General features: G+C 63.4%; 28 protein-coding genes. 14 read left to right on the top strand and 14 right to left on the bottom strand.

Annotation, left to right across the window (positions count from 1 at the left end):
* Window positions 1-33: 33 nt before the first annotated feature.
* Together AAFN55_RS07695 and AAFN55_RS07700 are read left to right on the top strand one after the other, a co-directional pair.
* Window positions 34-462: a cytochrome c gene (locus tag AAFN55_RS07695; RefSeq protein ID WP_347798266.1), complete on the top strand. Its 429-nt coding sequence runs from the start codon at window positions 34-36 to the stop codon at window positions 460-462.
* Between the two features lie 24 nt (window positions 463-486).
* Window positions 487-1,410, top strand: coding sequence for a cytochrome c (locus tag AAFN55_RS07700; RefSeq protein WP_347798267.1), 924 nt, complete (start codon window positions 487-489; stop codon window positions 1,408-1,410).
* On the opposite strand, the gene AAFN55_RS07705 is transcribed toward AAFN55_RS07700, so the two are convergent.
* Window positions 1,404-3,515 (bottom strand): S9 family peptidase, encoded by a 2,112-nt coding sequence (locus AAFN55_RS07705; RefSeq protein WP_347798268.1) that lies wholly within the window; start codon window positions 3,513-3,515, stop codon window positions 1,404-1,406. The genes AAFN55_RS07700 and AAFN55_RS07705 overlap by 7 nt on opposite strands.
* 506 nt (window positions 3,516-4,021) lie before the next feature.
* Between AAFN55_RS07705 and AAFN55_RS07710 the strand changes: the two genes are divergently transcribed.
* Window positions 4,022-4,450, top strand: a complete 429-nt coding sequence (locus AAFN55_RS07710) for a MucR family transcriptional regulator (protein ID WP_347798269.1) — start codon at window positions 4,022-4,024, stop codon at window positions 4,448-4,450.
* A gap of 127 nt (window positions 4,451-4,577) precedes the next feature.
* Here AAFN55_RS07710 and AAFN55_RS07715 read toward each other — a convergent pair whose 3' ends face one another.
* Window positions 4,578-4,856, bottom strand: a complete 279-nt coding sequence (locus AAFN55_RS07715; protein WP_347798270.1) for a cytoplasmic protein — start codon at window positions 4,854-4,856, stop codon at window positions 4,578-4,580.
* A gap of 213 nt (window positions 4,857-5,069) precedes the next feature.
* Between AAFN55_RS07715 and AAFN55_RS07720 the strand changes: the two genes are divergently transcribed.
* The 3 genes from AAFN55_RS07720 to AAFN55_RS07730 are packed head-to-tail and all read left to right on the top strand — an operon-like array spanning window position 5,070 to window position 6,298.
* Entirely contained in the window at window positions 5,070-5,486 is a 417-nt protein-coding gene (locus AAFN55_RS07720; protein ID WP_347798271.1) for a helix-turn-helix domain-containing protein, read from the top strand.
* An 11-nt stretch (window positions 5,487-5,497) separates the two neighbouring features.
* On the top strand, window positions 5,498-5,749 hold the full coding sequence (locus AAFN55_RS07725) for a hypothetical protein (RefSeq protein WP_347798272.1): 252 nt from the start codon (window positions 5,498-5,500) through the stop codon (window positions 5,747-5,749).
* A 30-nt stretch (window positions 5,750-5,779) separates the two neighbouring features.
* Window positions 5,780-6,298 (top strand): DUF6456 domain-containing protein, encoded by a 519-nt coding sequence (locus AAFN55_RS07730; RefSeq protein ID WP_347800218.1) that lies wholly within the window; start codon window positions 5,780-5,782, stop codon window positions 6,296-6,298.
* An 11-nt stretch (window positions 6,299-6,309) separates the two neighbouring features.
* Here AAFN55_RS07730 and AAFN55_RS07735 read toward each other — a convergent pair whose 3' ends face one another.
* Both AAFN55_RS07735 and AAFN55_RS07740 read right to left on the bottom strand, forming a co-directional pair.
* The gene (locus AAFN55_RS07735; protein WP_347798273.1) at window positions 6,310-6,744 is read right to left on the bottom strand and encodes a SufE family protein; all 435 of its coding nucleotides are present in this window, start codon (window positions 6,742-6,744) and stop codon (window positions 6,310-6,312) included.
* Between the two features lie 68 nt (window positions 6,745-6,812).
* Entirely contained in the window at window positions 6,813-7,175 is a 363-nt protein-coding gene (locus AAFN55_RS07740; protein ID WP_347798274.1) for a DUF5330 domain-containing protein, read from the bottom strand.
* Window positions 7,176-7,673: 498 nt separating this feature from the next.
* Between AAFN55_RS07740 and AAFN55_RS07745 the strand changes: the two genes are divergently transcribed.
* From AAFN55_RS07745 to AAFN55_RS07755, 3 genes are read left to right on the top strand one after another with little or no spacing between them, the layout of a single operon-like run.
* Window positions 7,674-9,404, top strand: a complete 1,731-nt coding sequence (locus tag AAFN55_RS07745) for a PAS domain-containing sensor histidine kinase (RefSeq protein WP_347798275.1) — start codon at window positions 7,674-7,676, stop codon at window positions 9,402-9,404.
* A complete protein-coding gene (locus AAFN55_RS07750; RefSeq protein WP_347798276.1) occupies window positions 9,376-10,263 on the top strand; it encodes a peptidoglycan-binding domain-containing protein in 888 nt (295 codons plus the stop codon). Before AAFN55_RS07745 ends, AAFN55_RS07750 begins: the two co-directional genes overlap by 29 nt.
* Before the next feature lie 8 nt (window positions 10,264-10,271).
* Window positions 10,272-10,619, top strand: a complete 348-nt coding sequence (locus AAFN55_RS07755; protein ID WP_347798277.1) for a DUF1491 family protein — start codon at window positions 10,272-10,274, stop codon at window positions 10,617-10,619.
* Here AAFN55_RS07755 and AAFN55_RS07760 read toward each other — a convergent pair.
* The gene (locus AAFN55_RS07760; protein ID WP_347798278.1) at window positions 10,606-11,589 is read right to left on the bottom strand and encodes a hypothetical protein; all 984 of its coding nucleotides are present in this window, start codon (window positions 11,587-11,589) and stop codon (window positions 10,606-10,608) included. The genes AAFN55_RS07755 and AAFN55_RS07760 overlap by 14 nt on opposite strands.
* 177 nt (window positions 11,590-11,766) lie before the next feature.
* Here AAFN55_RS07760 and AAFN55_RS07765 point away from each other — a divergent pair, with 177 nt between their 5' ends.
* Window positions 11,767-11,949 (top strand): hypothetical protein, encoded by a 183-nt coding sequence (locus AAFN55_RS07765; protein WP_347798279.1) that lies wholly within the window; start codon window positions 11,767-11,769, stop codon window positions 11,947-11,949.
* Window positions 11,950-12,025: 76 nt separating this feature from the next.
* Here AAFN55_RS07765 and AAFN55_RS07770 read toward each other — a convergent pair whose 3' ends face one another.
* Window positions 12,026-12,655 (bottom strand): TetR/AcrR family transcriptional regulator, encoded by a 630-nt coding sequence (locus tag AAFN55_RS07770; protein WP_347798280.1) that lies wholly within the window; start codon window positions 12,653-12,655, stop codon window positions 12,026-12,028.
* A 39-nt stretch (window positions 12,656-12,694) separates the two neighbouring features.
* Between AAFN55_RS07770 and AAFN55_RS07775 the strand changes: the two genes are divergently transcribed.
* Window positions 12,695-13,102, top strand: a complete 408-nt coding sequence (locus AAFN55_RS07775; RefSeq protein ID WP_347798281.1) for a hypothetical protein — start codon at window positions 12,695-12,697, stop codon at window positions 13,100-13,102.
* Window positions 13,103-13,187: 85 nt separating this feature from the next.
* On the opposite strand, the gene AAFN55_RS07780 is transcribed toward AAFN55_RS07775, so the two are convergent.
* From AAFN55_RS07780 to AAFN55_RS07810, 7 genes are all read right to left on the bottom strand, one after another.
* Window positions 13,188-13,727, bottom strand: a complete 540-nt coding sequence (locus AAFN55_RS07780; RefSeq protein WP_347798282.1) for a DUF1254 domain-containing protein — start codon at window positions 13,725-13,727, stop codon at window positions 13,188-13,190.
* Window positions 13,724-14,332 (bottom strand): DUF1214 domain-containing protein, encoded by a 609-nt coding sequence (locus tag AAFN55_RS07785; protein ID WP_347798283.1) that lies wholly within the window; start codon window positions 14,330-14,332, stop codon window positions 13,724-13,726. The genes AAFN55_RS07780 and AAFN55_RS07785 overlap by 4 nt, the downstream gene beginning before the upstream one ends.
* 90 nt (window positions 14,333-14,422) lie before the next feature.
* Window positions 14,423-16,573, bottom strand: coding sequence for a PBP1A family penicillin-binding protein (locus tag AAFN55_RS07790; protein ID WP_347798284.1), 2,151 nt, complete (start codon window positions 16,571-16,573; stop codon window positions 14,423-14,425).
* Window positions 16,574-16,832: 259 nt separating this feature from the next.
* On the bottom strand, window positions 16,833-17,105 hold the full coding sequence (locus AAFN55_RS07795; protein ID WP_347798285.1) for a hypothetical protein: 273 nt from the start codon (window positions 17,103-17,105) through the stop codon (window positions 16,833-16,835).
* 92 nt (window positions 17,106-17,197) lie between these two features.
* The gene (locus AAFN55_RS07800; protein ID WP_347798286.1) at window positions 17,198-17,608 is read right to left on the bottom strand and encodes a DUF6220 domain-containing protein; all 411 of its coding nucleotides are present in this window, start codon (window positions 17,606-17,608) and stop codon (window positions 17,198-17,200) included.
* A gap of 88 nt (window positions 17,609-17,696) precedes the next feature.
* Window positions 17,697-18,206, bottom strand: coding sequence for a hypothetical protein (locus tag AAFN55_RS07805; protein WP_347798287.1), 510 nt, complete (start codon window positions 18,204-18,206; stop codon window positions 17,697-17,699).
* Between the two features lie 39 nt (window positions 18,207-18,245).
* Window positions 18,246-19,235: an NAD(P)H-binding protein gene (locus tag AAFN55_RS07810; RefSeq protein WP_347798288.1), complete on the bottom strand. Its 990-nt coding sequence runs from the start codon at window positions 19,233-19,235 to the stop codon at window positions 18,246-18,248.
* A gap of 103 nt (window positions 19,236-19,338) precedes the next feature.
* On the opposite strand from AAFN55_RS07810, the gene AAFN55_RS07815 reads away from it, so the two are divergent.
* From AAFN55_RS07815 to AAFN55_RS07825, 3 genes are all read left to right on the top strand, one after another.
* A complete protein-coding gene (locus tag AAFN55_RS07815) occupies window positions 19,339-20,229 on the top strand; it encodes a LysR family transcriptional regulator (protein WP_347798289.1) in 891 nt (296 codons plus the stop codon).
* A gap of 314 nt (window positions 20,230-20,543) precedes the next feature.
* Complete coding sequence (locus tag AAFN55_RS07820) at window positions 20,544-20,843, top strand: hypothetical protein (RefSeq protein ID WP_347798290.1); 300 nt, start codon at window positions 20,544-20,546, stop codon at window positions 20,841-20,843.
* Between the two features lie 129 nt (window positions 20,844-20,972).
* On the top strand, window positions 20,973-21,599 hold the full coding sequence (locus AAFN55_RS07825) for a hypothetical protein (protein ID WP_347798291.1): 627 nt from the start codon (window positions 20,973-20,975) through the stop codon (window positions 21,597-21,599).
* Here the strand turns inward: AAFN55_RS07825 and AAFN55_RS07830 are convergent.
* A complete protein-coding gene (locus AAFN55_RS07830; RefSeq protein ID WP_347798292.1) occupies window positions 21,575-21,760 on the bottom strand; it encodes a hypothetical protein in 186 nt (61 codons plus the stop codon). The genes AAFN55_RS07825 and AAFN55_RS07830 overlap by 25 nt on opposite strands.
* Window positions 21,761-21,795: the final 35 nt, after the last annotated feature.

Consider the following 21,795-nt stretch of genomic DNA (forward strand, 5'->3'; position numbering starts at 1 on the left):
CGTGCCAGCCCGTTGCCAAATCCGGAGCCCTTCATGAAATTTTTCATCCTGTCCGCCGCCGCGCTATCCCTGTTCGTGTCTGGCGCATCGGCGGATCCGATTGCGGAACGCAAGGAACTTATGAAGGAGCGCGGCCCGCTGATGCGGGTGCTTGGCCCGATCGCCCAGGGACAGCAGCCCTTCGATGCGGCCGCCGTCATGGATGCTCTCGAAAAGCTCAACACCAATGCCGAGGCCATCGACGTCGCGGCACTCTGGCCCGAAGGCAGCGAAACCGGTGATACCAAGTCGTCGCCCAAAATCTGGGAAGACATGGCCGGCTATCAGGCCGCCACAGACAAATATACCGCCGTGACGCAGGCCGCGGTCGCAGCGAACCCGCAGGACCTTGCCTCGTTCCGGGCGGCATTCCGCCCCGTGGCCGCAAGCTGCGGCGCCTGCCACGAAGCCTACCGCATGTAGGCCGATGGCGGACGCGTCGTCCTGATGGCCATACTTCGCAAACTGCTCGTATCGGCAGCCGTGGTCGCGGCAGTCGGCGGCGTTGCGCTGTGGTTCCTGTCCGCGCCGGATCGGCTCGATGCCGAAGCCGTGGGTGGCCTCGGGGATGGCGATGCCACGCGCGGCGAACAGGTGTTCTGGGCGGGCGGCTGCGCGTCGTGCCATGCCGCGCCGGGAGCGACGGAGGATGCGCGGCTGTCGCTCGGCGGCGGCCTGCGCCTCGAAACCGGGTTCGGGACATTCGTTGCTCCGAACATCTCGCAGGACCCGCAGGACGGGATCGGCATGTGGACGGCCGAGGATCTGGCAAATGCCATGATGCGCGGCGTCTCGCCCGGCGGCAGCCACTACTATCCCGCGTTTCCCTATACGTCCTATGCCAGGATGCAGCCTGCCGACATCGCGGACCTCTCGGCCTTCATGAAGACGCTTCCCGCGGTCGCGGGCACGGCACCCGGCCACGAGCTGAGCTTCCCGTTCAACATGCGCCGGTCGCTCGGGCTGTGGAAGCTGCTTTACCTGAATGACGCGCCGGCAGTCGCGCTCGGCAATCCGAGCGATCAGGTCGCGCGCGGGCAATATCTCGTCGAGGGCCCCGGCCATTGCGGCGAGTGCCATACGCCACGCGATCTCATTGGCGGCCTCGAGCTTGCCCAATGGATGGCCGGCGCCGCCGCTGCCGAAGGCGACGGGAACGTGCCCAACATCACCCCGTCGGACGACGGATTGGGCGACTGGTCGGACATCGACATCGTCACTTTGCTGGAGACCGGCTTCACGCCGGACTACGATTCAGTCGGCGGCTCGATGGCGTCCGTCGTGCGCAACATGGCGGAACTGCCCGCATCCGACCGCGAAGCAATCGCGGCCTACCTGAAGGCAATTCCGCCACATCCCAACGGCTACTGAGCGACAGCGTCGCGCCCGGTGACCTTCAGGGCGAAAGCGTAGCCATAGGCGATCTCCTCCAGACGCGAGAAGCGCCCCGACGCGCCGGCATGGCCTGCTTCCAGATTGATGCGGAAGAGAACCGGATTGTCGTCGGTCTTGCGCTCACGCAGGCGGGCCACCCACTTCGCAGGCTCCCAATAGGTGACGCGGGGATCGGTCAGTCCGGCGACCGCGAGGATCGGCGGATAGGCCTGGGCCGTGACGTTGTCGTAAGGCGAGTAGGACGCGATGATCTTGTAGTCGGCCTCCGACGCCAGCGGATTGCCCCACTCCGGCCATTCCGGCGGCGTCAGCGGCAACGTCGCGTCGAGCATCGTCGCAAGCACGTCCACGAAGGGTACTTCGGCGATGATGCCGCCGAAATCGGCAGGCGCCATGTTTGCCACCGCGCCCATCAGCATGCCGCCGGCGGAACCACCTTGCGCGACGATGCGGTCGTGGCTGGTCATGCCCTCGGCGACGAGGTGACGGCCCGCCGCGATGAAATCGGTGAAGGTGTTCGCCTTGTGCTGCCGCTTGCCGGCATCATACCAGGCATAGCCCTTGTCCTTGCCGCCCCTGACATGCGCGATGGCGTAGATGAAGCCGCGATCGACGAGAGACAGGCAGTTCGTGTTGAACGAGGCCGGAATGGCGATGCCGTAGGAGCCATAGCCGTAGAGCAGGCATGGCGCGGTGCCGTCGAGCGGCGTATCCGCGCGGTAGAGGATGGAGATCGGCACGAGTTCGCCATCGGGCGCCGGAGCCATGAGCCTGCGGGTCACATAGGCGTCCGCGTCATGTCCCGACGGCACTTCCTGCGTCTTCAGAAGGACGCGCTCGCGGGTGCGCATGTCGTAGTCGTAGACCTGCGCAGGCGTCGTCATGGACGAGTAGGAAAAGCGGATGATGTCGGTGTCATATTCGTAGGATCCGGCAAGGCCGAGCGAGTAGGCCTCCTCCTCGAAGGCGACGACATGCTCGTCACCGCTGGCGCGCTCGCGCACCACGATGCGCGGCAGCCCGTCCTTGCGCTCCAGGCGTACGAGAAAATCGCGGAAACCGATGATCGAGAGGATCAGGCGGCCGGGCTCGTGGGGCACGAGTTCCTGCCAGTTCTCCTCGCGCGGATCGGCGACCGGCGCGGTCATGATGCGGAAATCCTTCGCGCCGCCCGAATTGGTCAGGATGAAGAAAACGTCGCCGCCTTCCTCCAGATCGTACTGGATGCCTTCCTCGCGCGCCTTGACCAGAACCGGCTGGGCGTCGGGACGGTCTGCGGGGATGACGCGGTACTCCGTCGTCTCGTGATCGTTGATGGCGATCATGATCCAGTCGTTGAGGCGCGTGCCGCCGATGCTGGTGAAGAAACCGGGATCGGTTTCCTCATAGACGAGCCGGTCCTGCGAGACCGGCTGGCCGATCGTGTGGTGGAAGGTCTTCGAGGGCCGGTGGTTGGCGTCGAGGCGGGTGTAGAAGAAGCCTTTTCCGCTCGCATCCCACTCGCCCGAGCCGCCCGTATCGCTGACGCGGTCTTCGAGGTCGTTGCCGCTCGCGATGTCGCGTACCATCAGCGTGTAGAATTCCGAGCCCTTGTCGTCATACCCCCAGAGAAGGCGCTTGTGGTCAGCCGAATGATCGACGCTGCCGATGCGGAAATAGGCAGTCCCTTCCGCCTCCTTGTCGCCGTCCAGAAGCATGTCTTCGTCTCCGCCGTCGCGGGGCGTGCGGATGAAGCGGGGTTGCTCGCCGCCGACCCGGTACGACATGCCATAGGCGAAATCGCCGTCTTTCATGGGAACGCTGGAATCGTCCTCCTTGATCCGGCCCTTCATCTCGGCGAACAACGTCTTCTGCAGCGCAGCCGTATCGGCCATCAATGCCTGCTGATAGGTGTTCTCGGCTTCGAGATGAGACCGGATCGCCGGGTCGAGCAACGCGGGATCCTTGAACATGTCCTGCCAGTTGTCCGCGCGCAGCCAGGCGTAGTCGTCCGTCCGCTCGATGCCGTGGTTGACGTCGACATGCGGCCTGCGATCCGTCGTGGGGGCGGACAAAGCGGGAAATGTGCTGGTTCTGGACATGAAGTGAAGTAGCCTTGCTGATGAGTCTGAAGTGGCGAACGAAGTGGCGGAGGCCCAGCATGTCGAGCCGTCGGATCATGCGAATATCGGTAAGGATGAGCGCAGCACAAGAGATGTCATGCGCGACGTTGTAGGCAGTCACACGGACCGATCATCTATGCCGGGTGATTCGTGGCCTCTTTAGATTTGAGCGGTGATTCCACTATCATTGCAGGGGGAGGGCACAATGCATGCGCGCCAGGTTGCGGCGCCGGCGATGCACGATCACAGATTGTACAAACCGATTGAATTTCGAGCGTCCATTAAGAGCAAAATACTTATCTATACTGCATAGTCACTAACTATTTGGAGAATGGTCGAATATTGAATTGACTTGTCTTAAGAGCAGGCTCACATATGCGGCAGTAGCGCGAATCGAAGGTGCGGCACACAAGCGCCCAAGCGTTACGTTCAGGGCGCAGATTCTGCCCCGAAATGACTAACTTGCAACGTACTGGGGCCAAAACATGGACATGACTGAAACTCCCGCTAAAAATGACGATATGCTGATAGAGCTGACCGCAGATGTGGTCGCAGCTTATGTCAGCAACAATCCCGTTCCTGCTGGTGAACTACCAAATCTGATCGCAGATGTGCATGCTGCGCTCGGCCGCGTTGGTGGTGCTCCCGAGCAGGCACCGGCCGACAAGCAGAAGCCTGCGGTGAACCCGAAGAAGTCGGTTCACGAGGACTATATCATCTGCCTCGAGGACGGCAAAAAGTTCAAGTCGCTGAAGCGCCACCTGATGACGCATTACGGCCTGACGCCTGATCAGTATCGCGAGAAGTGGGGCCTCGATGCGAGCTATCCCATGGTCGCTCCGAACTACGCGGCTGCGCGCTCGCAGCTTGCGAAGAAGATGGGCCTGGGCCGAAAGCGCAAAGTGGTCCGGTAGCCGCCCGACAATCATGCTTTAATGAATTCAATGCTGACGCGACCGTCTTCGGTTGCGGCCAGACGATAGATGAAGGCGGTGTCCCACCGGGACGCCGCCTTTTTCGCGCGTGCCGTGTCGGGGCGGATCAGGGATTGCTCGATGCCTTGATGCGATCGAGCGCCTGCTTGAGCGCGATGTGCCGATTGAGGTCGTAGCTCCAGTGCCGGCGCATGCCGCGAAGGCGCTCGCGCTCGATCAACCGCTCGAGCTTGACGCGAACACGCTTTGCGTCCTCCCCGGATGCCGACAGCGCCGCATCGCGATCGATACGGCCGAGGACGAACAACGCCGCGGTTTCGCCCGCGCGATGCGTCTCGTCATTCTTGCGCAGCCGGAACTGGTGCGCCTCTTCCCTGATACCCAAACCGTGCTCCTTCCATCAAGCTGTTGTCGCTCGATGGTGCGCCGGGCCTGAAGGTGCGTGGATAAAATTGCCCCTCCGGTCCTGTGAAAAAAACAAAAATCCAAACGAAAACAATATCCTGGTGAAAACTTCGCCTGATAATGTTCTGTTTTTGTTCACATGCCGGCGCGCTCTCGATATAAGAATTTATTCCTACGAACGAGGGGTGAGGTCTTGCGGGCAACAGCGCTGGAAACGAAAGATGAGCCGATTGCGAACACCGGGATTGAAACGGTCTCCTACGCGGTCGATCTTTTAAAGCTCTCGCGGCGCGATCGTGCCGCGACCGTCTGCGATGGCGTGATCGACATTACGTCGGCGCTTTTCAACGTAAGCGGGCGGGATGTGCGGCAACCGGGCCGATCGACACTCGACATCAGCCGGGTGCGCCAGGTCGGCATGTATGTCGCGCATGTGACGCTTGGCATTTCGATGCGCGACGTGGGCGAGGGGTTCGGGCGCGACCGCACGACGGTCCTCTATGCGTGCCACCAGATCGAGGATTTGCGGGACGATGCCGAGTTCGACAGCATCGTCGCGATGATGGAACGCGTGGTTCTCGCCGTCTTCGGCCGAATGGATCGGGATTGAGGTGCGGAATCATGAACCAGGACAAGGCGGCAACGCGCAGCATTCGATTTCTTGCAAAGGGCGAGGCGACGATACGCGGCGCGGCAAATCGCGAACGCGTCCTGCTGGATGGAGCGGACCGGGGCGTCATCGGCGTTGCGAGCGAGGTGCTTGATGATTTGGCCAGGAGGGGGCTCGTCGTCATCGACGGAGCGCAGCTTCGCCTGACCCAGCTTGGCGTCTCCGCAGCCAGGCGCGAGGCGGCTCCCGTCCACGCATTCTAGGCCCAGCATCAGGAGCGCGAGGCTGTGGTGATGGAGACGGCCAGCGGCCGTGAGACCGTGACCGTCAACGCGGCGGAATCGCCGCTGGGCCTTTTGCGGCGTTACCGCACGAAACAGGGTTCGCCGTTTCTGAGCCTGCGCGAGTTCGATGCAGGCGAGCGGCTGCGCGCCGACTACAGCCGCGGGCAGATCATGCCCCGCATGGGCGTCAATTGGGGCGCGGTGAGTGCCACGGGGCGGGGCTCAGGCGACAGGAACGGCATTGCCGACCTGACGGATGCGGCACTCTCCGCGCGGTTACGGGTCGAGCATGCGATCGATGCAGTCGGCCCGGAACTGTCCGGCGTGCTGATCGACGTCTGCTGCTTCCTGAAGGGGCTTGAGCGCGTGGAGACGGAACGTCATTGGCCGGCGCGCTCGGCGAAGCTGATCCTCAAATCTGCTCTCGGCGTTCTCGCGCGCCACTATGAGCCGCCGCGCAAGACCACACGCAAGGCGGATGCGATCCTGCATTGGGGGACGGCGGACTACCGACCGAGTTTGGGCTAGGCAGCCATATGTCAGCCGGCCGTCGCGGATGACAGCGCCGCTTCCGCCTCGTCGCGGATGCGGCGGATCATCGAGCGGAGCCCGTTCGCGCGCTGCGGCGTGAGGTGCTCGTCGAGGCCGAGATCCCGCAGCGTGCCTTCGGCGTCGGTCTGCGCGATTTCAGAGGCTTTTCGGCCGGAATAGAGCGCGAGGACGATCGCGACCAGACCTTTGACGATATGGGCATCCGAATCGCCGAGGAAGCTCAGGGCCGGATCGTCTCCGGAGCCGCGTGTGGTGTGGAGCCAGACCTGGCTCACGCAGCCGCGCACCTTGTGGGCCTCGTCGCGGGCCGTTTCAGGATAGGGGGCAAGGTCGCCGCCGAGCTCGATGATATAGCGATACCGCTCTTCCCAATCGTCGAGGAAGGTGAAGTCTTCGCGGATGGCTTCGATCGTGGCGCTCATGATTGCGCATATAGTGTCTGCCCGCCTCGCAGTCACCTTCAAAAGCGGCGCAGTTCGCGAACCGGACGCTATTGAGCCTGCGGCGCGACGTCCGCGACCGGCAGGACCACGTCCTGCGGCAACTCGACGGAACCGGTGTGGATCGGCTCCTGCGTCGCTGCCGTTTCGCCGAACTGCTCATCAAGCACGCCATAGGCGAGGCGTGCGCCTTCCTTTGCGCGGATGCCGATCGTCGTGAACGCGGACCGACCGATCTCGCACACATGGGGCTGACGCTCGCAGATGCCGGCCATGTCGCCGATCGCCGCCTTGGCGGCGAAGAACGCCTCGACAGGACCGACGGTCCGCTCGCCGTCCGCCGTACTGCCGCCGAACGGAATCAGCAGCAGCACCAGTGAAAGCCAGAACGCGGATTTGATCAGAAAACCCATTGCCACACCCTCGATACTTGAGCGGACGTCTGCTCCCCAGCCCGCTTCATGTGCCGATAATGCGCGAGGGATGCAAAAGGTCGCTTGCAGAGACGAATCGAATTTGGCGCAAGATTGAGTCGAATTGGAGCTATCGGGATTTGATTCAAAGTTTAATTGAAGTCCGGGGCGGGATTGCGATGACGGGTGAATCGGCAAGTGACTGAAAAGACTTGATTTATCGAGATTTCCCGCGTCCGGGTCGTCGCCGGTGGCCGACCAATCCGATCGTTGCCGGCTCTTACCCTCTGTTTACCATGGCGGCAATTGCACGCCTTCCGGCCGCTTCTATCCCCCGATTGCGTGCCCAGATGGGGGTAGCGGACCCGCTCGTTTATTCATTCCTTAAACCGCGAATGAGAGGGTCTGGATCAAAGAAATCGATCCGCCAAGCGGACGTTGTGTGAGTGCGTTGAGTTGAGTTCAGAAGCGACCAGAGCTGGTGACTGGTTGGCCGGGATGACCGCAGGATGCGAGCGCCTGGTACACCCCTCGGTGAACGCCGCCGACCGCGTGCAGCATCGCAGGCTTATCTGCGTGCTTCTCGCCGGTCCGTTCGTGCTTGCCGCGGCGATCGCCCAGACCATGGTTCCCGCGTTCGGCGCGGCTATCGCGCTCGGTGCGCTGTGCGCGACCTTCGGGATCGGCTGGCTCATGGCTCTTCTCGTGTCGCGCAATGGCGAGATGCGCATCGGCGGCGTCGCGGCTCTCATACTCTCGTCTCTCGTCGTCGGCATGGGCGTCCAGCTTTCAGGCGGCGCGAGCGGACCGCTTGCCCTTCTGGTCGCCGCGATCCCGCTCGAAGCCTACTGGATCACGCGCTCGCGCAAGGTGGCGGGTGTCGCCGGCGGCGTCGCGGTTCTCTTCGCCGCGGCATTCGCGTTGGCAAATGGGTTGCCGGCAGGCGAGGCGAGCGCATGGCAATGGATTTCGCCGGTGCTCTACGGTGCCACGCTGTTTGCGCGTTGGGCCGGAAGCGAGGCGAGCAAGGATGCCACGGCAGCCGATGCTCAAGCCAACCTGCCCGAACATGCGTTCGACGCGGTCGTCTTTCGTCTGAACAAGGGCACCGACGTCGAGACGGCATCGTCGCAGGCTAAGGACATTCTCCGCCTGGAGCCTGACCTGCTGCTGGGGTCCGGCCTGTTCGACCGCATCCATGTTGCAGACAGGGTCGCATTCCTGTGTGCGGCGGCGCGCGTCCGTGAAGACGGCGAGCCGCAGCGTTGCGACGTCCGGGTCAGGATGCCCATGTCGACGGACGGCGCCGGCTTTTATGCGCCATTCGAGGCGGAATTCGTTTCCGTGGACGGCGGAGCGGTCCTGCTGCTGCGCGATGGAAGCGCGACAGCGGCTCTGCGCGATGCATTGGCCGAGGCGCTCGACAAGGCCGGCGCGACCGAGGTGGCGAAAGGGCGTTTCCTCGCGGCAGTCAGCCACGAACTGCGCACGCCGCTCAATGCGATCATCGGATTTTCCGACATGCTGCTGCATCGGGAAATCTCCGGCGACCTCGCGCCCAAGCAGGTCGAGCATGTCAGCATCATTCGCGAGGCCGGCAACCATCTGCTCTCGGTCGTGAACGCCATTCTGGACGTCTCGAAGATCGAATCCGGCTCCTATCAAATCCACGCGGAATCGTTCGATCTCCAGCCGGCGCTCGACCTGTGCTGTGCAATGCTGGAGCCGCAGGCTACCGCCAAGCAGGTCAATCTGGCCGCAAGGCTTCCGCGCGATCTGGGCGAGGTCCATGGCGACCCGCGGGCCGTGCAGCAAATCCTGCTGAACCTGGTCTCGAACGCGATCAAGTTCACGCCGGAAGGCGGCAGCGTCACCGTCAATGCGACACGCAAGGCGGACACGATCCGCATCTTCGTGAACGACACCGGCATCGGCATATCCGGCGACGATCTCGAGCGTCTCGGCCAGCCGTTCATGCAGGTGCAGAACGACTACACGCGCCAGTTCCAGGGCACGGGGCTCGGGCTCTCGCTCGTAAAGGGTCTCGTCCGGCTGCATGGCGGCACGATGAGCATCGAAAGCGCACCGGGGCTTGGCACGACCGTGATGATCGGTCTGCCGACAGCCGATACGGTGATGCAGAATGACGACATCGTCGGGATTTCGGTTCCGGCGAACGAAGGCAAGGCAGGGGACAGGAATGGCATCGCGCTCCGCAAAATCGCCTAAGCGGCGCAAACCGGAGAACCGGTACGAGGACGAGGGCGGAATCGGCGCGTTCCTCGCCAAACACCGCTTCGCCGTGGGCGGCACGACCGCCTTTGCGGTGGCGTTCGCCTATGTCGCCGCCAATGCGATCTGGTATCAGCCGCACGCCCATGGCGGCGCGTTCTTCGCGACGCGCCCGAGCCCGGTGGCAGTCGCTCCAGCGGCTGGTGCAGGGGAAATGAATGTCGCGGATTCAAACGTCGAGACGGTCATAAAGCTCGAACGCGAAGCGCCGGTCGAAGAACGGCTTGCGGCACTCGAGACGCCGCCCGTGACGCCACAGCCGCGTGTCGATCCGGCGCAGGTGCCGATCCCCGCTCCGTCGTCCACGACGGAAACGTCAGGCGCGTTGGCCGGCAACGGTGACGCGGTCGTGCAGGATGTGCAACGGATCCTGGCCGAGCTGAACCTCTATGACGGCAAGGTGGATGGTCTGACCGGCCCGCAGACGCGGGGAGCCATCGAGAACTATCGGCGGATCGTGGGCCTCACCGTCTCGGCGGATATCGACGACCAGCTTCTGAGCCAGTTGGGCGCGACGCCGCGCACGGAAAGCAGGTCTCCGCCCTTGCCGCAGGGATCGCCCGGCACGGACATGATCGAGACGTCCTCGTCGGGCGCGAGTGCCGATCCGATGATCATGAAGATCCAGGCGGGCCTGAAAGCATTCGGCAATGAGGGCATCGATATCGACGGTGTCGTGGGCTCGCGCACGAAATCCGCGATCGTCGAGTTCCAGTCGCTGTTCGGCCTGCCCGAAACAGGGCAGCCTGACGAAGCGCTTTATGCCAAGATGCGCGAAATCGGCTTGACGAACTGAGCGCTCATTTGCGGGTCACCACGGATTTCTGGGTTTCGGCCATCGTGCGGCGGGCATTTTCCGCCGGCGGATTCGCGGCTGTCGAGCGGCGCGGTTCGAGCGAAGCCGGTGCCGTGCTGATCACGCAGCGCGATCGGCTGGGCGAAACCACGCTCTACGGCCCGGCGCCGCAGACCAGCTATGACAGCGCGAAGCCCGACGACCGCATGTTCGCCCAGATGCTCAAATCGACGGAGCCGGAGGCCATTCGCCAGCGTATCGAACGCGAGATGCGCTTCGATCCGGATGTGTGGCTGGTCGAGCTGGAAGTGGACGACGCGCTCTTTGCCGAGCTGATCGCGGTCACGACGCCTTGAGCGCGCGCACGCCGACCGGCGCGTTGGCCGGTTCCCCGTAAGCCATCGGGATCGGCGCCGGCGAGGTGTCGTCCTGCGCCCGGTAGGCATCACGCCACGTGGCCACCATCTGGCGCGCCGTCTCGGGCGTGATCGTCTGATAGGCGTCGATGAACGCGGCCGTCATGCGGGCATGGCCCGATTGTCCCGACCATGCGCATTGGAAAACCAGGAAGGCTTCTTCCTCGATCAGGGCAATCGCCCGAAGCGACACGATGAGGCGTGACGGGTCGAGGCTGTCGGCGATGTCGCGCGCCAGCGGCAGCGGCACGCCGAGTTCGTCCGCGAGCGCCGTGTGGAAGAGGGCAGGGACGCCGGAAAGCGCCGTCGAGCGCAGCTTGCGATACGACCCCGGCTCTCCCTCCCAGCGCAACTGAACCGCTTCGCCGCGCAGGGCTACCTGTGCTGCGGCGCCCGACGGCTTCATCATCGTGCGCAGGCGCTGGCGCGTTTCCTCCACGCCTGGCTTCGGCGTCGGGGCGTCCGCTGGTGCCGGCTGGACGGTCGCGGCGTCGTCAAGCGCGCCGATCGAGGCGATGAGGCGAACGATGCGGCCGTCGAGGTCTCGACGCGAGGCGATCACGCGCGCATGGGGCAGACCATGCCGGCCGATCAGCGCCACCAGATCGATGGCCGTGAGCAATGGCGACCGCGCGAGCAACGGCGCGGAAATGTCGACAGGGCGCTCGCAGAGCCTGCGGACGAGGACGGGCGGCGCGTTGTGGTTTTCCGAAAGAGCGGCGGCGACGAAGCGAAGCGTCTCGTCGGATACGCGGCCCAGCAGGGGAACGGCGAGATCGTCGAGCTGGCCGATCTCGCGGCGTGTGGGGCGGGGGATCGAGCAGAAGGCGGTGACCGAAGCGCGCAGGAGCCGTTCCGGCTTTCCGGCCGCACGGAGCGAATTGAACGGTCGACGGCCTGATGGGTGCACGGGGAAACGCCTGAAACGCATACTGAACATGGGCCATGACGCATCACAACGAACGATGCGAATGGCATAGGCTCAAATTAGAGCTGATTTGTTAGCATGGCGTTAACTCTAACCTGCGACCTATCGGGACGGAGGCGTAGCGTCCCTGCTCCAATCACCCTAGATGAGAGCGTTGACATGTCTGCAATACTTCCGTTCGTGATCCGGCCACGCGTGCCGGCGATGGTGCGCCCCGCGGGAAGTGCGGCTATCATCATTTTCCCCGGCGTGCGTTATGAAAAAAACCGCGAGATGGAAGACCGTCACCCGCCAAAGGCGTCCGACGGGGTTCAGCGCAAGCGCAAGAGCAAGAGCCGATAGAATCGAATGTCGGACGCCGATGCGAACTTCGAATGATGGCAGACACGGGCGGTTCTTCCGCTTGATTCAGTAAATGTCAGGCCTCTGGTGCGACGGACGTTCGGGCATTCGCGGCGATCGTGTGTAGAACGGCGACATCGACACCGTCACGGGCTTGAACAGCGATCCCCTGAAGAACGGCACAAAGAAAGCTCGCTGCCTCGCGAGCGCGTTCTTCCGCGAGCCACTGGCGAAGTTCATCGCTCATGCGAATGCAGAGCGCCGCACGCCTGTCCACGAGCTCTTTTGCAAGGTCGCTATGGTCGGGATGGCAACCCAAAAGACCGGTTGTAATCATACATCCTGGTGCGCCAGGCGCATTGACGACAGCCCGAATCGCCCGTCGGAACATTTGGTCGATTGCCTCGGCCAAGGAGAGTTCCTGACCGCCATTCGAGAACATCGAGACGGGATTTTCTTGCGCATATCGGTCCAGGGCTTCCCGATAAAGGTCGGCCTTTTTGCCGAACGCGGCGTAGAGGCTCGGCGGAGCCACACCGATCGCCTCGGTCAGCATTGCGATTGAAACGCCCTCATAGCCGTGCCGGCGAAAGAGACGCATAGCCGTCTTCACGGCTTCGTCTCGATCGAAACTACGCGGGCGCCCGCCCAAATTGGCGTTTCCTTTCATAGTGGACACTAAAAAACTATTGGCGACGGTCGTCAAGAATGCTAGTTTTTTATCGATCGATAAAAAAGGTGTCCAATGATTTTGAAGACCTACAGCCGGCTGTTTTCCTCCGACTGCGATGCGACTCTTGCGTTGCTCGAGCGACTGCACGGCCGAAAAGCCCATCTGCGCTTCCGTTTTGGGGAATGGGATCTTGCGGGTGTCGGTGACATGTTCGTGGTCGCCGGCACGGAGGCGTCTCTGGCACCGATACGCGACAGCCACGGCCCGGTCATCGTTCATGACCTCAATGTGGTCGAAGCCGAGCTTCTTGCCAGTGGCGCGACGATCACTCAGCCCATGACGGATGTGCCGACCGGGCGAATGCTTTATGCCCGCCATGCCGACGGCTTGCATATCGAATACGTGGAATGGACCGAAACTCTTGTTGAAAAGTTCGTCCGGTTACCGCAGCGGGAAGGCCGACTGTCGTCGGAACTTTAGCGTAGTTGAACGTCCGACCACGGTACGGTCGCCGTCCACTACTGACAGCTTTCAGTAAATGGCCGTCCAGAAGCGCATCACCCGTTCAGTGCAGGGTGCAGGTGATGCCCTGGAGATAGTCACCCACGGTCTTCTCCCAGCTTTCGTCCGGCACGAAGGCACGCGCGACGACGATCCCTTCCTCGATGTTCGCCTCGACGAACACGGATCGGTCGAACGCAGCCGGAAGCGCATTGCGCAGTTCCACCATCTGCACGTCGTCGGCGATGACGAAATCGAGCGCGCCTTGCGACGATGACCGGTCGTTGAGGCTGAAGATGTTCTGGCCGGTGCGATCGTAGACCGAGATCGACCAGTAGGGCGCGCTGCCGGTTCCGTGCAGGCGCACGACACCCTCGGTGAGATCGAAGCGGCAGGCGACCGCGCTGAACAGCGGGTCCAGCGATCCGATGAGCGGCGCGCTGCCGGGCGGATCGAGGCGGGTGACGGTGTAATAGTTGCTCTGCTGCGAAATCGCCGACCATGCATCGCGCTCGGAATAGCTTGGCACCATGAGCAGCACAGCGATGTGGACGACGCCCGCCCCGATCAGGCCGAGAAGGATGGCGTGAACGATCCTGGTCATTGGCAGCCCTGCGGAACAACGCGGGGCAGCTCGACCTCTTCGATGCGGGCGCTGCTGGCGATCGATGTGTCGTAGAGCGTCAGGACGAGCAGCATTTCACCCGTGCCCTTCGTGGCAAGCCAGTTGCCGGGCGCGGGAAAGCGCGACACCGTCGTCGTCACCGCGTTGTCTTGGTCGCGCAGCAGTGCGTAGGAATGGAGCGCGTCGGCCCGGTCGCCATCCGGGCGCGAGACAACGCCGTCGCTGTCGCGCACGTGAAGCGTCCAGAAACGCGCCGGCGGCAGGCTGCCTTCGAGGCGGTAGTCGCACTCGAAGCGCAAGATATTGCCGGCCGCGTCGCGCGTGGCGAAGAAAGTCAGCCCTTCGCCTTGCCCGAGGGCGAGATCCGCTTCGCGCGAGAACCGCGCCTTCGTGTAGGGATCGGCAGACGCCGTGCCGCGCGACGGATAGGCGGTCCAGCCGCCGATCGAGACGGTACCGAATCCGAAATTTCGCTCAAGCGCCAGCCAAACGCTGCCCGCCCCGCCGCCCAGCGCGATCGCAAGTGTCAGGGCTGTCAGGAAGATCGTCTTGAACATCGCGCTCGGTGCTGTCGGCGCCTGCAAGGCGCGCTCCACGTTCGGATCAGGTGAGTATCGTTGCGGTACCGGAAGCGGTCGCCGCGTTGGAGCGGAAAGTCAAGCGGGAAGGCCGTATCAGAGCGAGGACAGCGCTTCCGGCTCAGGCGGCATCTGGAGGCGCGGCGCGGCCTTGAACTCCTCGGTCAGGCCGACCAGATATCGCGTCGTGCGCGGTGTCAGGAGAGACGGACGTTCGCTGTCCTGTTGCAGGCCTTCTCCCGCCGCGCCTGAATCGGCGACGGCCGCTTCCGGCGGAAGCTTGAGGAAGGGATCCTTGATGCCGGGAATGGGCTTCAGCTCGACGTTCTGGTGCGCGTAAACCATCAGCCGCTGCCAGACCATGGCGGGAACCGAGCCGCCGGTCATGTTGTTCGTGGGGCTGAAATCGTCATTGCCGAGCCAGACGGCGGCCAGATAATTGCCGGTATAGCCGACATACCAGGCATCGCGATAAGCCTGTGTGGTGCCGGTCTTGCCGGCCGAGCGGATATTGGGCAGCGCCGCGCGGCGGGCGGTGCCGGTTTCGGGGATCTGGACCATGATCGAATTCATCGACGCGACGGCCTGTTCCGAGACGGCGCGGTGCGGTTCGGGGGCATCGCGGCTGAAATCGTAGACGACGTCGCCGGCATGGGTGAGCAGTTGCGTGATGCCGTGGCGGGCGCCGGCCATTCCCCCGTTGGCGAGCGTCAGATAGCCCGTCGCCTGGTCCATCACGGTCATGCCCGACGTGCCCAAAACCATCGTCTTGTGGCCGTTGAGTTCAGATTCGACGCCCATCTTGTGCGTCTCCTCGACGATCGCGGGGATGCCGAGATGATCCTTGGCGAGCCGGACCGGCACGGTGTTCATGGACCGGATCAGCGCGCTCGACAGGGTGACGCGGCCCGAGAAGCTGCGGCCGTAATTCTTGGGCGACCAGCCGCCCCAGTTGATCGGCGCGTCGGGAACGACCGATTCGGGTGTAAAGCCGTTCTCCATCGCGGTGGTATAGACATAGGGCTTGAACGACGAGCCGGTCTGGCGCAGCGCCTTGGTGGCGCGGTTGAACTGGCTGCGCGCATAGTCGCGGCCGCCGACGATGGCGCGGACCGCGCCGTTGACCTCCATCATCACCATCGCACCCTCGGTGACGCGGTAGGCCTGGCCGTGCTGGCGCAAATGGAACTCGACGGTCTCCTCGGCCGCCTGCTGGAGGTTCATGTCCATCGTCGTGCGCGCGACGAGCGCGTGCGGCCCGTTCCTCGGCGCGATCTTCTTGACCTCCTCGAAGGCCCAGTCGAGGAAATAATCGGGGCTTTCCTGGCCGCCGCGATCGACCGCGGTGGCGGGATGCAGACGCGCCGACAGAACCTGGCCCTCGGTCATGAAGCCGCCATCGACGAGGTTGCTCAAAACGACGTTGGCGCGGCCGCGCGCGGCGGGCAGGTTGATGTGCGGCGCGTAGTTGCCGGGCGCCTTGAACAGGCCCGCCAGCATCGCGGCCTCGGCGAGATTGACCTCCTTGATGCCCTTGTCGAAGTAGAAATCGGCCGCCGCCGTGATGCCGAACGTGCCGCCGCCCATATAGGCGCGGTCGAGATAGAGCTGGAGGATTTCCTTCTTCGACAGGTTCCACTCGAGCCAGAGCGCCAGATAGGCTTCCTTGATCTTGCGATCGATCGAGCGCTCGTTGGTGAGGAAGAGGTTTTTCGCAAGCTGCTGCGTCAGCGTCGATCCGCCCTGGACGACGGAATTCGCGCGCACGTTCTCGCTCATGGCGCGGGCAAGGCCGATGATGTCGATGCCGAAATGTTCGAAGAAGCGCCGGTCCTCGGTGGCGAGCACCGCCTTGATCACGTGGTCGGGGATTTCATCGACGGGAACGGAATCGCGCTGGATGATGCCGCGCTGGCCGATTTCGTTGCCGTAGCGGTCGAGGAAGGTGACGGCGTAATCGCCCTGGCTGCGCCAGTCCTTCTCGGTCTCCTCGAAGGCCGGCATGGCGAGCGCCAGAAGGATGACGGCACCGGCGGTGCCCATCGTGAACCCTTCGCTGCCCAGTTCGACGAACAGACGCTTCCAGCCCGAGACGCGGAAACGGCGGAAGAAGATGGTGATGTTTTCCCAAGCCTCGCGGGCGGCGAAGCCTGCTTCGTAGAGGCTTGAATCGATCCATGCGTCGACGGCGAGCAGCCGTGTCGCACGCGGAGTCCGCGATTTGCGTACCTCGAAGGGATCGTCCATTACACCACGCCCACGCCTTCAAAACCCCAGCCCGGCCTGATGTCCCGATGCGGGCAAATTCAGGTTGGACCAAACGCCGGGTCAGCGTACTCGAACTCTTACTAAGGGGATCATACCGCGCGGCGATGACACCGTCACGGCAAAACGCGCAGGATTGTAAATGCCGGCGTTAGGCTCGGGTTAAGTGTTGCCGGCCGGCAACGTGGCCGATTCGCATCAATGGGTGCGAAAGTCACACCAACGGGGAAACGCGCAAGCGTCAGTGCTCGCCGATCATGATCGACGCGCCGCAGACGGCGAGCGCGATCAGGCCGAAACCGAACAGCGTGACGGAGGGATGGCTGTGGATAAGCCCCACCGGCGCGAAACGCCCGAACAGCGTCGGATAGTAGATCGCCGCGCCAAAGGCGGACCAGCCGCCGGTCGCCGCCGAATAGAGGCGCTCGAAGGGCCTTGCGCGCGGGCGAAGGCCCCTGATGGCCGCCCATACGATCATGAGGCCGGCGAGGATGGCAGCAGCGATCTGAAACATGAAGCGATATCCCCTTGGCGGTGGCGCACGGCGACCAGCCGTATCTTGGTGGCGGAATTGCGGCCGGGCCGGCGGATGCCGCTGCGGTCCCGTCAAACACTCCCCGGGTGCGGGGCGCGGCGGCGCTCGACCTTGGCCAGCAGGACCAGGCTCGTTGCCAGAAGCAGCGCGCCGTTGGCCGGGTGGAGCGACAGCGGCACCGGGGCGGCGCCAGCGGCCAGGCCGACCTGCACGCCGTAGAGCAGCACGACCGCGCCTGCCCACCAGCCGAAGCCACGCAGGCGGCGGATCAGCAGGGCTCCGGCAAGGAGGGCGAGCACCGGCAGCGACAGGGCGGTGCCGACGCCGCCATGCAGGCCGAGCATGTCCGGGTTGAGAAACAGGCCGAGGCCGGCGCTCAGGAACTGCGCGAAAATTCCGATCGGCAGAAGCCGGGCGGTCCAGACGAACCAACCGGGCAGGTCGCGGTGCATGTCGGTGACGGTGTCGTGGGGGTTTTCCATGGTTCGATGAACTCCGGGTCAGGGTCTTGGGAGAAAAGGCGGGGTCCGTCCGTGATGGTTGGGACCGGACGGCCCTGTGCCGCGGGCTTCAGGCGGGGACGGCGACGCCGCGCCTTTGCTGCACGTCGGCAAGCGCGGCCAGGATGGTGACCGGGATGATGAGCAGGGACATCACGATTGTGATCAGCACCTTGGCCAGGATCGCGTCGGTCAGCGACAGGGTGTCGATCCCGCTTGCCTGCAACGCCGCCCACAACGGCAGGCTGAGCGTGGCTGCGGCAACGGTGCCGAACACGATCGTGCGCTGGAGCAGACCGTATGGGGACGCGTAGAGGGCAGCCGGAAGGGTCGTTGCCGGTACAGCCACATGACCGGCACGCAGTTTCTGCCGGATGGCCACAGTGCCGAGGAGCGTCGACAGCACAGCGATGACGGTGGGCGTGGTCGCCAGATCGATGCCGATATTGCCGGGGCCGCCGAGTGGCAGCGTGTCGCGCGACCGCCACAGCCACCATGTGTAGGAGGCGTTCATGCCGGCGTTGAAGGCGGCGATGACGATCGCCTGGGTGACGACGAACCTGTTGAACGAAATGGCCATTGCAAAATCTCCTTTGCGGCTTGCCGGAATGCGGTTGTTTCAGACGGCCAGCGACATTTGCGAATGCTGCGGCTTGTCGAGGCAGTCGAGCGAGGCGAGGGCGCTCTCGACCGCGTCGTCGAGCGGGGTGCGGGGCTCCGATCCGAGCAGCTCGACCAGCCGACGGTTGTCGAACCGCAATGGCCGACGCCAGAATTGCGCGATCTCGGCCGCCTCGCGGGGGAGGCCGCCGAATGGCGCGGCAAGGCGCATCAGCCACCATGGGAACCGGTAGACCGAAAGCCTGCGGCCGGCGGCGTGGCGGATCGCCTCCACCATCTGCGTTCCGTCGTGGTCGAAGAGCCCTTCGAACTGCAGCACCTCGAAAGGCTTCAGCCGGTCAGGCATGTCGATCAGCCGGGCGAAGGCTTCGGCGAGATCCGGCAGATAGGCCCAGCTATGACCGCCGCCGCGGGCCGGATTGATAATGCGCCGCAACGGCTTGCCGGGCGCGACCATAGCCTGGGCGAACCAGCTCGAACGCGTGCCGGGGCCGAAGAAATCGCCGGCCCGCAGGATCAGCGACGGTACGTCCGGCGCCGCCTGCTCGAGACGTTGCTCCAGCGCCTTGCGGACCATGCCCTTGCGGTTGTTCGGGTGCTGGGGCGTGTCGGCATAGACGACGGGCGTGGTGGCGGGATCGTAGTTGTAGACCGTGCCTGGCAGAACGATCCGCGCGCCGCCCGCCGCCTTGGCCGCCGCGATCGTGTTGTCGATCATCGGAAGGACGAGCTTCTCCCAATTGGCGTAGTTTGGCGGGTTCACCCCGTGGACGATGACCGAGACGCCTTCGGCGGCGCGTATAACGTCGGCCTGCTGCATGGCGTCGCCCTCGATCCACTCGACCCGCGCCGGGCCGGCATTGCGTGCGGTGGTGGTGTTGCGGGCCATGCCGCGCACCTGCCAGCCGTGGCGGACGAGGGCGGCGGCGATGCTGCCGCCGACGCCGCCGGTTGCTCCGAGCACGAGTGCTTTTTTGTCCTGTTCCATAACCGTTGCTCCTTCATCAAAACGGGTTTCGATGGAGGGATGATGCGGCGCGGCCTTATGAAAAGGAATTGCAAACTATTAGACACATGCTAGTAATAATTTTATGAGCAAAGCGGTTGCCTGGGACGATCAGCGGATATTTCTGGCGGTGCTGGAGGAGGGCAGCCTTTCGGCCGCGGCGCGGCGGCTCGGCCTGTCGCATCCCACGGTGCGCAGCCGCATCGAGGCGTTGGAAGCGGAGTTGGGGACGGTTCTCTTCACCCGATCGGTGAACGGGCTGACCCCGACCGAAACCGCCGAGACACTGCGCGATCCGGCACGCGCCATGGCGATGGCGTCGGATTTGTTCGTCCGGCAGGCATCCGCGCCGAGTGGCGAGGCGGCAGGCACGGTGCGCATCAGCGTGCCGGAATTCATGGGGGTCGAGGTCATTCCGGCGATGCTCGTACGGCTGCGCGAGATGCATCCGGCGATCCGGATCGAATTGTCGCTGAGCAATGCACCGGCGGACCTGCTGGCGCAGGAAGTCGATGTCGCGGTGCGGACGGTGCAGCCGAAGCAGGAGGCGTTGGTGGCGCGCAAGGTCGCTTCGATCCCGCTCGGCCTGTTCGCATCACCAAGCTATGTCGAGCGGCGGGGCAGTCCGGCCAGCCTTGCCGATATGGCGAGCCATGACATCATCGGGCCTGACCGGAGCCGGAGCGATCTTGCGGTCGCGGAGAAGCTCGGTCCCGCCTTTTCGCGTGACCGTCTGGTGTTGCGAACCGACAGCCACCCGGCGCAACTGGCCGCTGCCCGCGCCGGTCTCGGCATCTCCGCCGCGCAGGTGCCGGTCGGCGAGGCCGACCCGCGACTGGTCCGCATCCTGCCGGACTTCACCTTCTTCATGCTGGATACCTGGATCGTCACCCACGAGAACCTGGCGCGGGTTCCGCGCGTGCGGGCGGTGTTCGATTCGCTGGTGGAGTCGTTCAGGATGGGGGGACGGCGGTGAGCGCGCGAAAGGCCGCGAAGACCTTTGCGATAGATAGTAGAGAAATGGTGAGGCCCACGGCGCCTAAACGAAGGGCGCAAAAGCGTCTTCACGGAAGCAAGAAGCGCCTGTGAATCACGGGTGGACAGAAAATTTAGGGCTTGCAAGATTTGTTCTTCGTCCGTTCCAATGAAAACGGCGGTGATTCCACCACGAATCACCGCCGTTAATGCAACCAGCCATAGGACGGCTAGGCACATGAAGAACAATCGCCACACTAAATTTCTGGCCGATTTCGTCAAGCCGTCCTGTGGGGCAAATCACAGGAACGGAATATGTCTAACTTCATCCTCACTTACGACCTGAATAGGTCTCGCCCCACTCATGGGCAGATGGACAGCCATCTGCTGGCGCTAGGACCAAACTTTGTGTGCGTCCGTATTCTAGAGTCTGTGTGGTATATCGCGGGTCCAACAAACTCGGTCCAACTGCGGGAATATACCCAGCGCATCCTGACCGATAACGATCTCCTGATCGTGGTTGAGGCATCAAACGCAGCATGGACATGCCTCCTCGTCAATGGTGACCAGTTCAAAGCAACCTTTGAAGCCAATCAGCGCCGGTTGGCAGCCTGATCCTCTTTGGCCGGTGGCTTCCTAGACGCATCCTCGCCCTTCCCGGTCTTTGGTCCGGGAGGGGTCTTCAACAGGCGGCGCAAGACCTCGTCGCCCTTTTCCTGGTCTTTGTCTTTGGGGGCTTCTGACATGACACGACCCTTCGACGCTAAAGCAATACCGAAATGCCACGACCGCCTGTCAAAGGCAAAGCAGGCACTGCAACATTGCCGCAGCGCTAGGAACTTTGCCGATTTCGCAAGTCACTGGTCATCCTTCCTGATCCACACTGGTAGCATAATCAACGCCGTTGAGGCGGGTTCCAAGCAGACCCCACAAGGTCGCCAATGGCATGGCGGCATCAAGCGCGAAGGCCGGAAAGACCCACTGTTGCGCTATTTTTTTCAAGCACGAAACGCCGAAGAGCACGCCCTCGACCCTACGACTGAACACCAACAGCCCGGTATCGGGATTGGCGCGGGTGGGGAGAGCATCTACATCAAGGAATTCACTCCGGATCAGGCGTTCTTTCAAAATCCTGAAAAAGCGATCCAAGGCCGCATTTGGCGCACCGCTGACGGCAAGCCTCCTACAATCGTACACACTCCCGGAGGGCCACAGCTGCTCACGGTGAAGGACGACCGCTATGGCGAAGCTTTTCCGCCCCCGACGGAGCATATGGGTAAACCACTCGCGAAAACCGACCCTGTCTATGTCGCCGAGCGCTATATCGAGTATCTTGAACAACTCGTTCAAAAGGCATCCGATTTAAGCTGAGCGCGCTTTTCGATCTCCATAGCTAGGTAGATTGCCTCCAAAATGTCCGCCATGCGGCGGCCAAAGCGCATGTCCCGCAACTCCAAAGTGCCCGCCGCGATCATCTCGGGCGTTATCTCAATTCCGTTTTCAGTACCGGCCTGTCGCGAATCATTTCGCATTTTCGATCCTAGTACGTAAGTATACAATTAGGAAA

Origin of the sequence: Mesorhizobium sp. CAU 1732 (genome assembly GCF_039888675.1) — a bacterium.
Taxonomy (GTDB): Bacteria; Pseudomonadota; Alphaproteobacteria; order Rhizobiales; family Rhizobiaceae; genus Aerobium.

Bases quoted from the DNA above. Each gene is read 5' to 3' on its own strand.
- AAFN55_RS07695 (WP_347798266.1), top strand. From the start codon at position 34: ATGAAATTTTTCATCCTGTCCGCCGCCGCGCTATCCCTGTTCGTGTCT.
- AAFN55_RS07700 (WP_347798267.1), top strand. From the start codon at position 487: ATGGCCATACTTCGCAAACTGCTCGTATCGGCAGCCGTGGTCGCGGCA.
- AAFN55_RS07705 (WP_347798268.1), bottom strand. From the start codon at position 3,515: ATGTCCAGAACCAGCACATTTCCCGCTTTGTCCGCCCCCACGACGGAT.
- AAFN55_RS07710 (WP_347798269.1), top strand. From the start codon at position 4,022: ATGGACATGACTGAAACTCCCGCTAAAAATGACGATATGCTGATAGAG.
- AAFN55_RS07725 (WP_347798272.1), top strand. From the start codon at position 5,498: ATGAACCAGGACAAGGCGGCAACGCGCAGCATTCGATTTCTTGCAAAG.
- AAFN55_RS07730 (WP_347800218.1), top strand. From the start codon at position 5,780: ATGGAGACGGCCAGCGGCCGTGAGACCGTGACCGTCAACGCGGCGGAA.
- AAFN55_RS07735 (WP_347798273.1), bottom strand. From the start codon at position 6,744: ATGAGCGCCACGATCGAAGCCATCCGCGAAGACTTCACCTTCCTCGAC.
- AAFN55_RS07740 (WP_347798274.1), bottom strand. From the start codon at position 7,175: ATGGGTTTTCTGATCAAATCCGCGTTCTGGCTTTCACTGGTGCTGCTG.
- AAFN55_RS07745 (WP_347798275.1), top strand. From the start codon at position 7,674: ATGACCGCAGGATGCGAGCGCCTGGTACACCCCTCGGTGAACGCCGCC.
- AAFN55_RS07750 (WP_347798276.1), top strand. From the start codon at position 9,376: ATGGCATCGCGCTCCGCAAAATCGCCTAAGCGGCGCAAACCGGAGAAC.
- AAFN55_RS07765 (WP_347798279.1), top strand. From the start codon at position 11,767: ATGTCTGCAATACTTCCGTTCGTGATCCGGCCACGCGTGCCGGCGATG.
- AAFN55_RS07775 (WP_347798281.1), top strand. From the start codon at position 12,695: ATGATTTTGAAGACCTACAGCCGGCTGTTTTCCTCCGACTGCGATGCG.
- AAFN55_RS07780 (WP_347798282.1), bottom strand. From the start codon at position 13,727: ATGACCAGGATCGTTCACGCCATCCTTCTCGGCCTGATCGGGGCGGGC.
- AAFN55_RS07790 (WP_347798284.1), bottom strand. From the start codon at position 16,573: ATGGACGATCCCTTCGAGGTACGCAAATCGCGGACTCCGCGTGCGACA.
- AAFN55_RS07795 (WP_347798285.1), bottom strand. From the start codon at position 17,105: ATGTTTCAGATCGCTGCTGCCATCCTCGCCGGCCTCATGATCGTATGG.
- AAFN55_RS07800 (WP_347798286.1), bottom strand. From the start codon at position 17,608: ATGGAAAACCCCCACGACACCGTCACCGACATGCACCGCGACCTGCCC.
- AAFN55_RS07805 (WP_347798287.1), bottom strand. From the start codon at position 18,206: ATGGCCATTTCGTTCAACAGGTTCGTCGTCACCCAGGCGATCGTCATC.
- AAFN55_RS07810 (WP_347798288.1), bottom strand. From the start codon at position 19,235: ATGGAACAGGACAAAAAAGCACTCGTGCTCGGAGCAACCGGCGGCGTC.
- AAFN55_RS07815 (WP_347798289.1), top strand. From the start codon at position 19,339: ATGAGCAAAGCGGTTGCCTGGGACGATCAGCGGATATTTCTGGCGGTG.
- AAFN55_RS07820 (WP_347798290.1), top strand. From the start codon at position 20,544: ATGTCTAACTTCATCCTCACTTACGACCTGAATAGGTCTCGCCCCACT.
- AAFN55_RS07825 (WP_347798291.1), top strand. From the start codon at position 20,973: ATGACACGACCCTTCGACGCTAAAGCAATACCGAAATGCCACGACCGC.
- AAFN55_RS07830 (WP_347798292.1), bottom strand. From the start codon at position 21,760: ATGCGAAATGATTCGCGACAGGCCGGTACTGAAAACGGAATTGAGATA.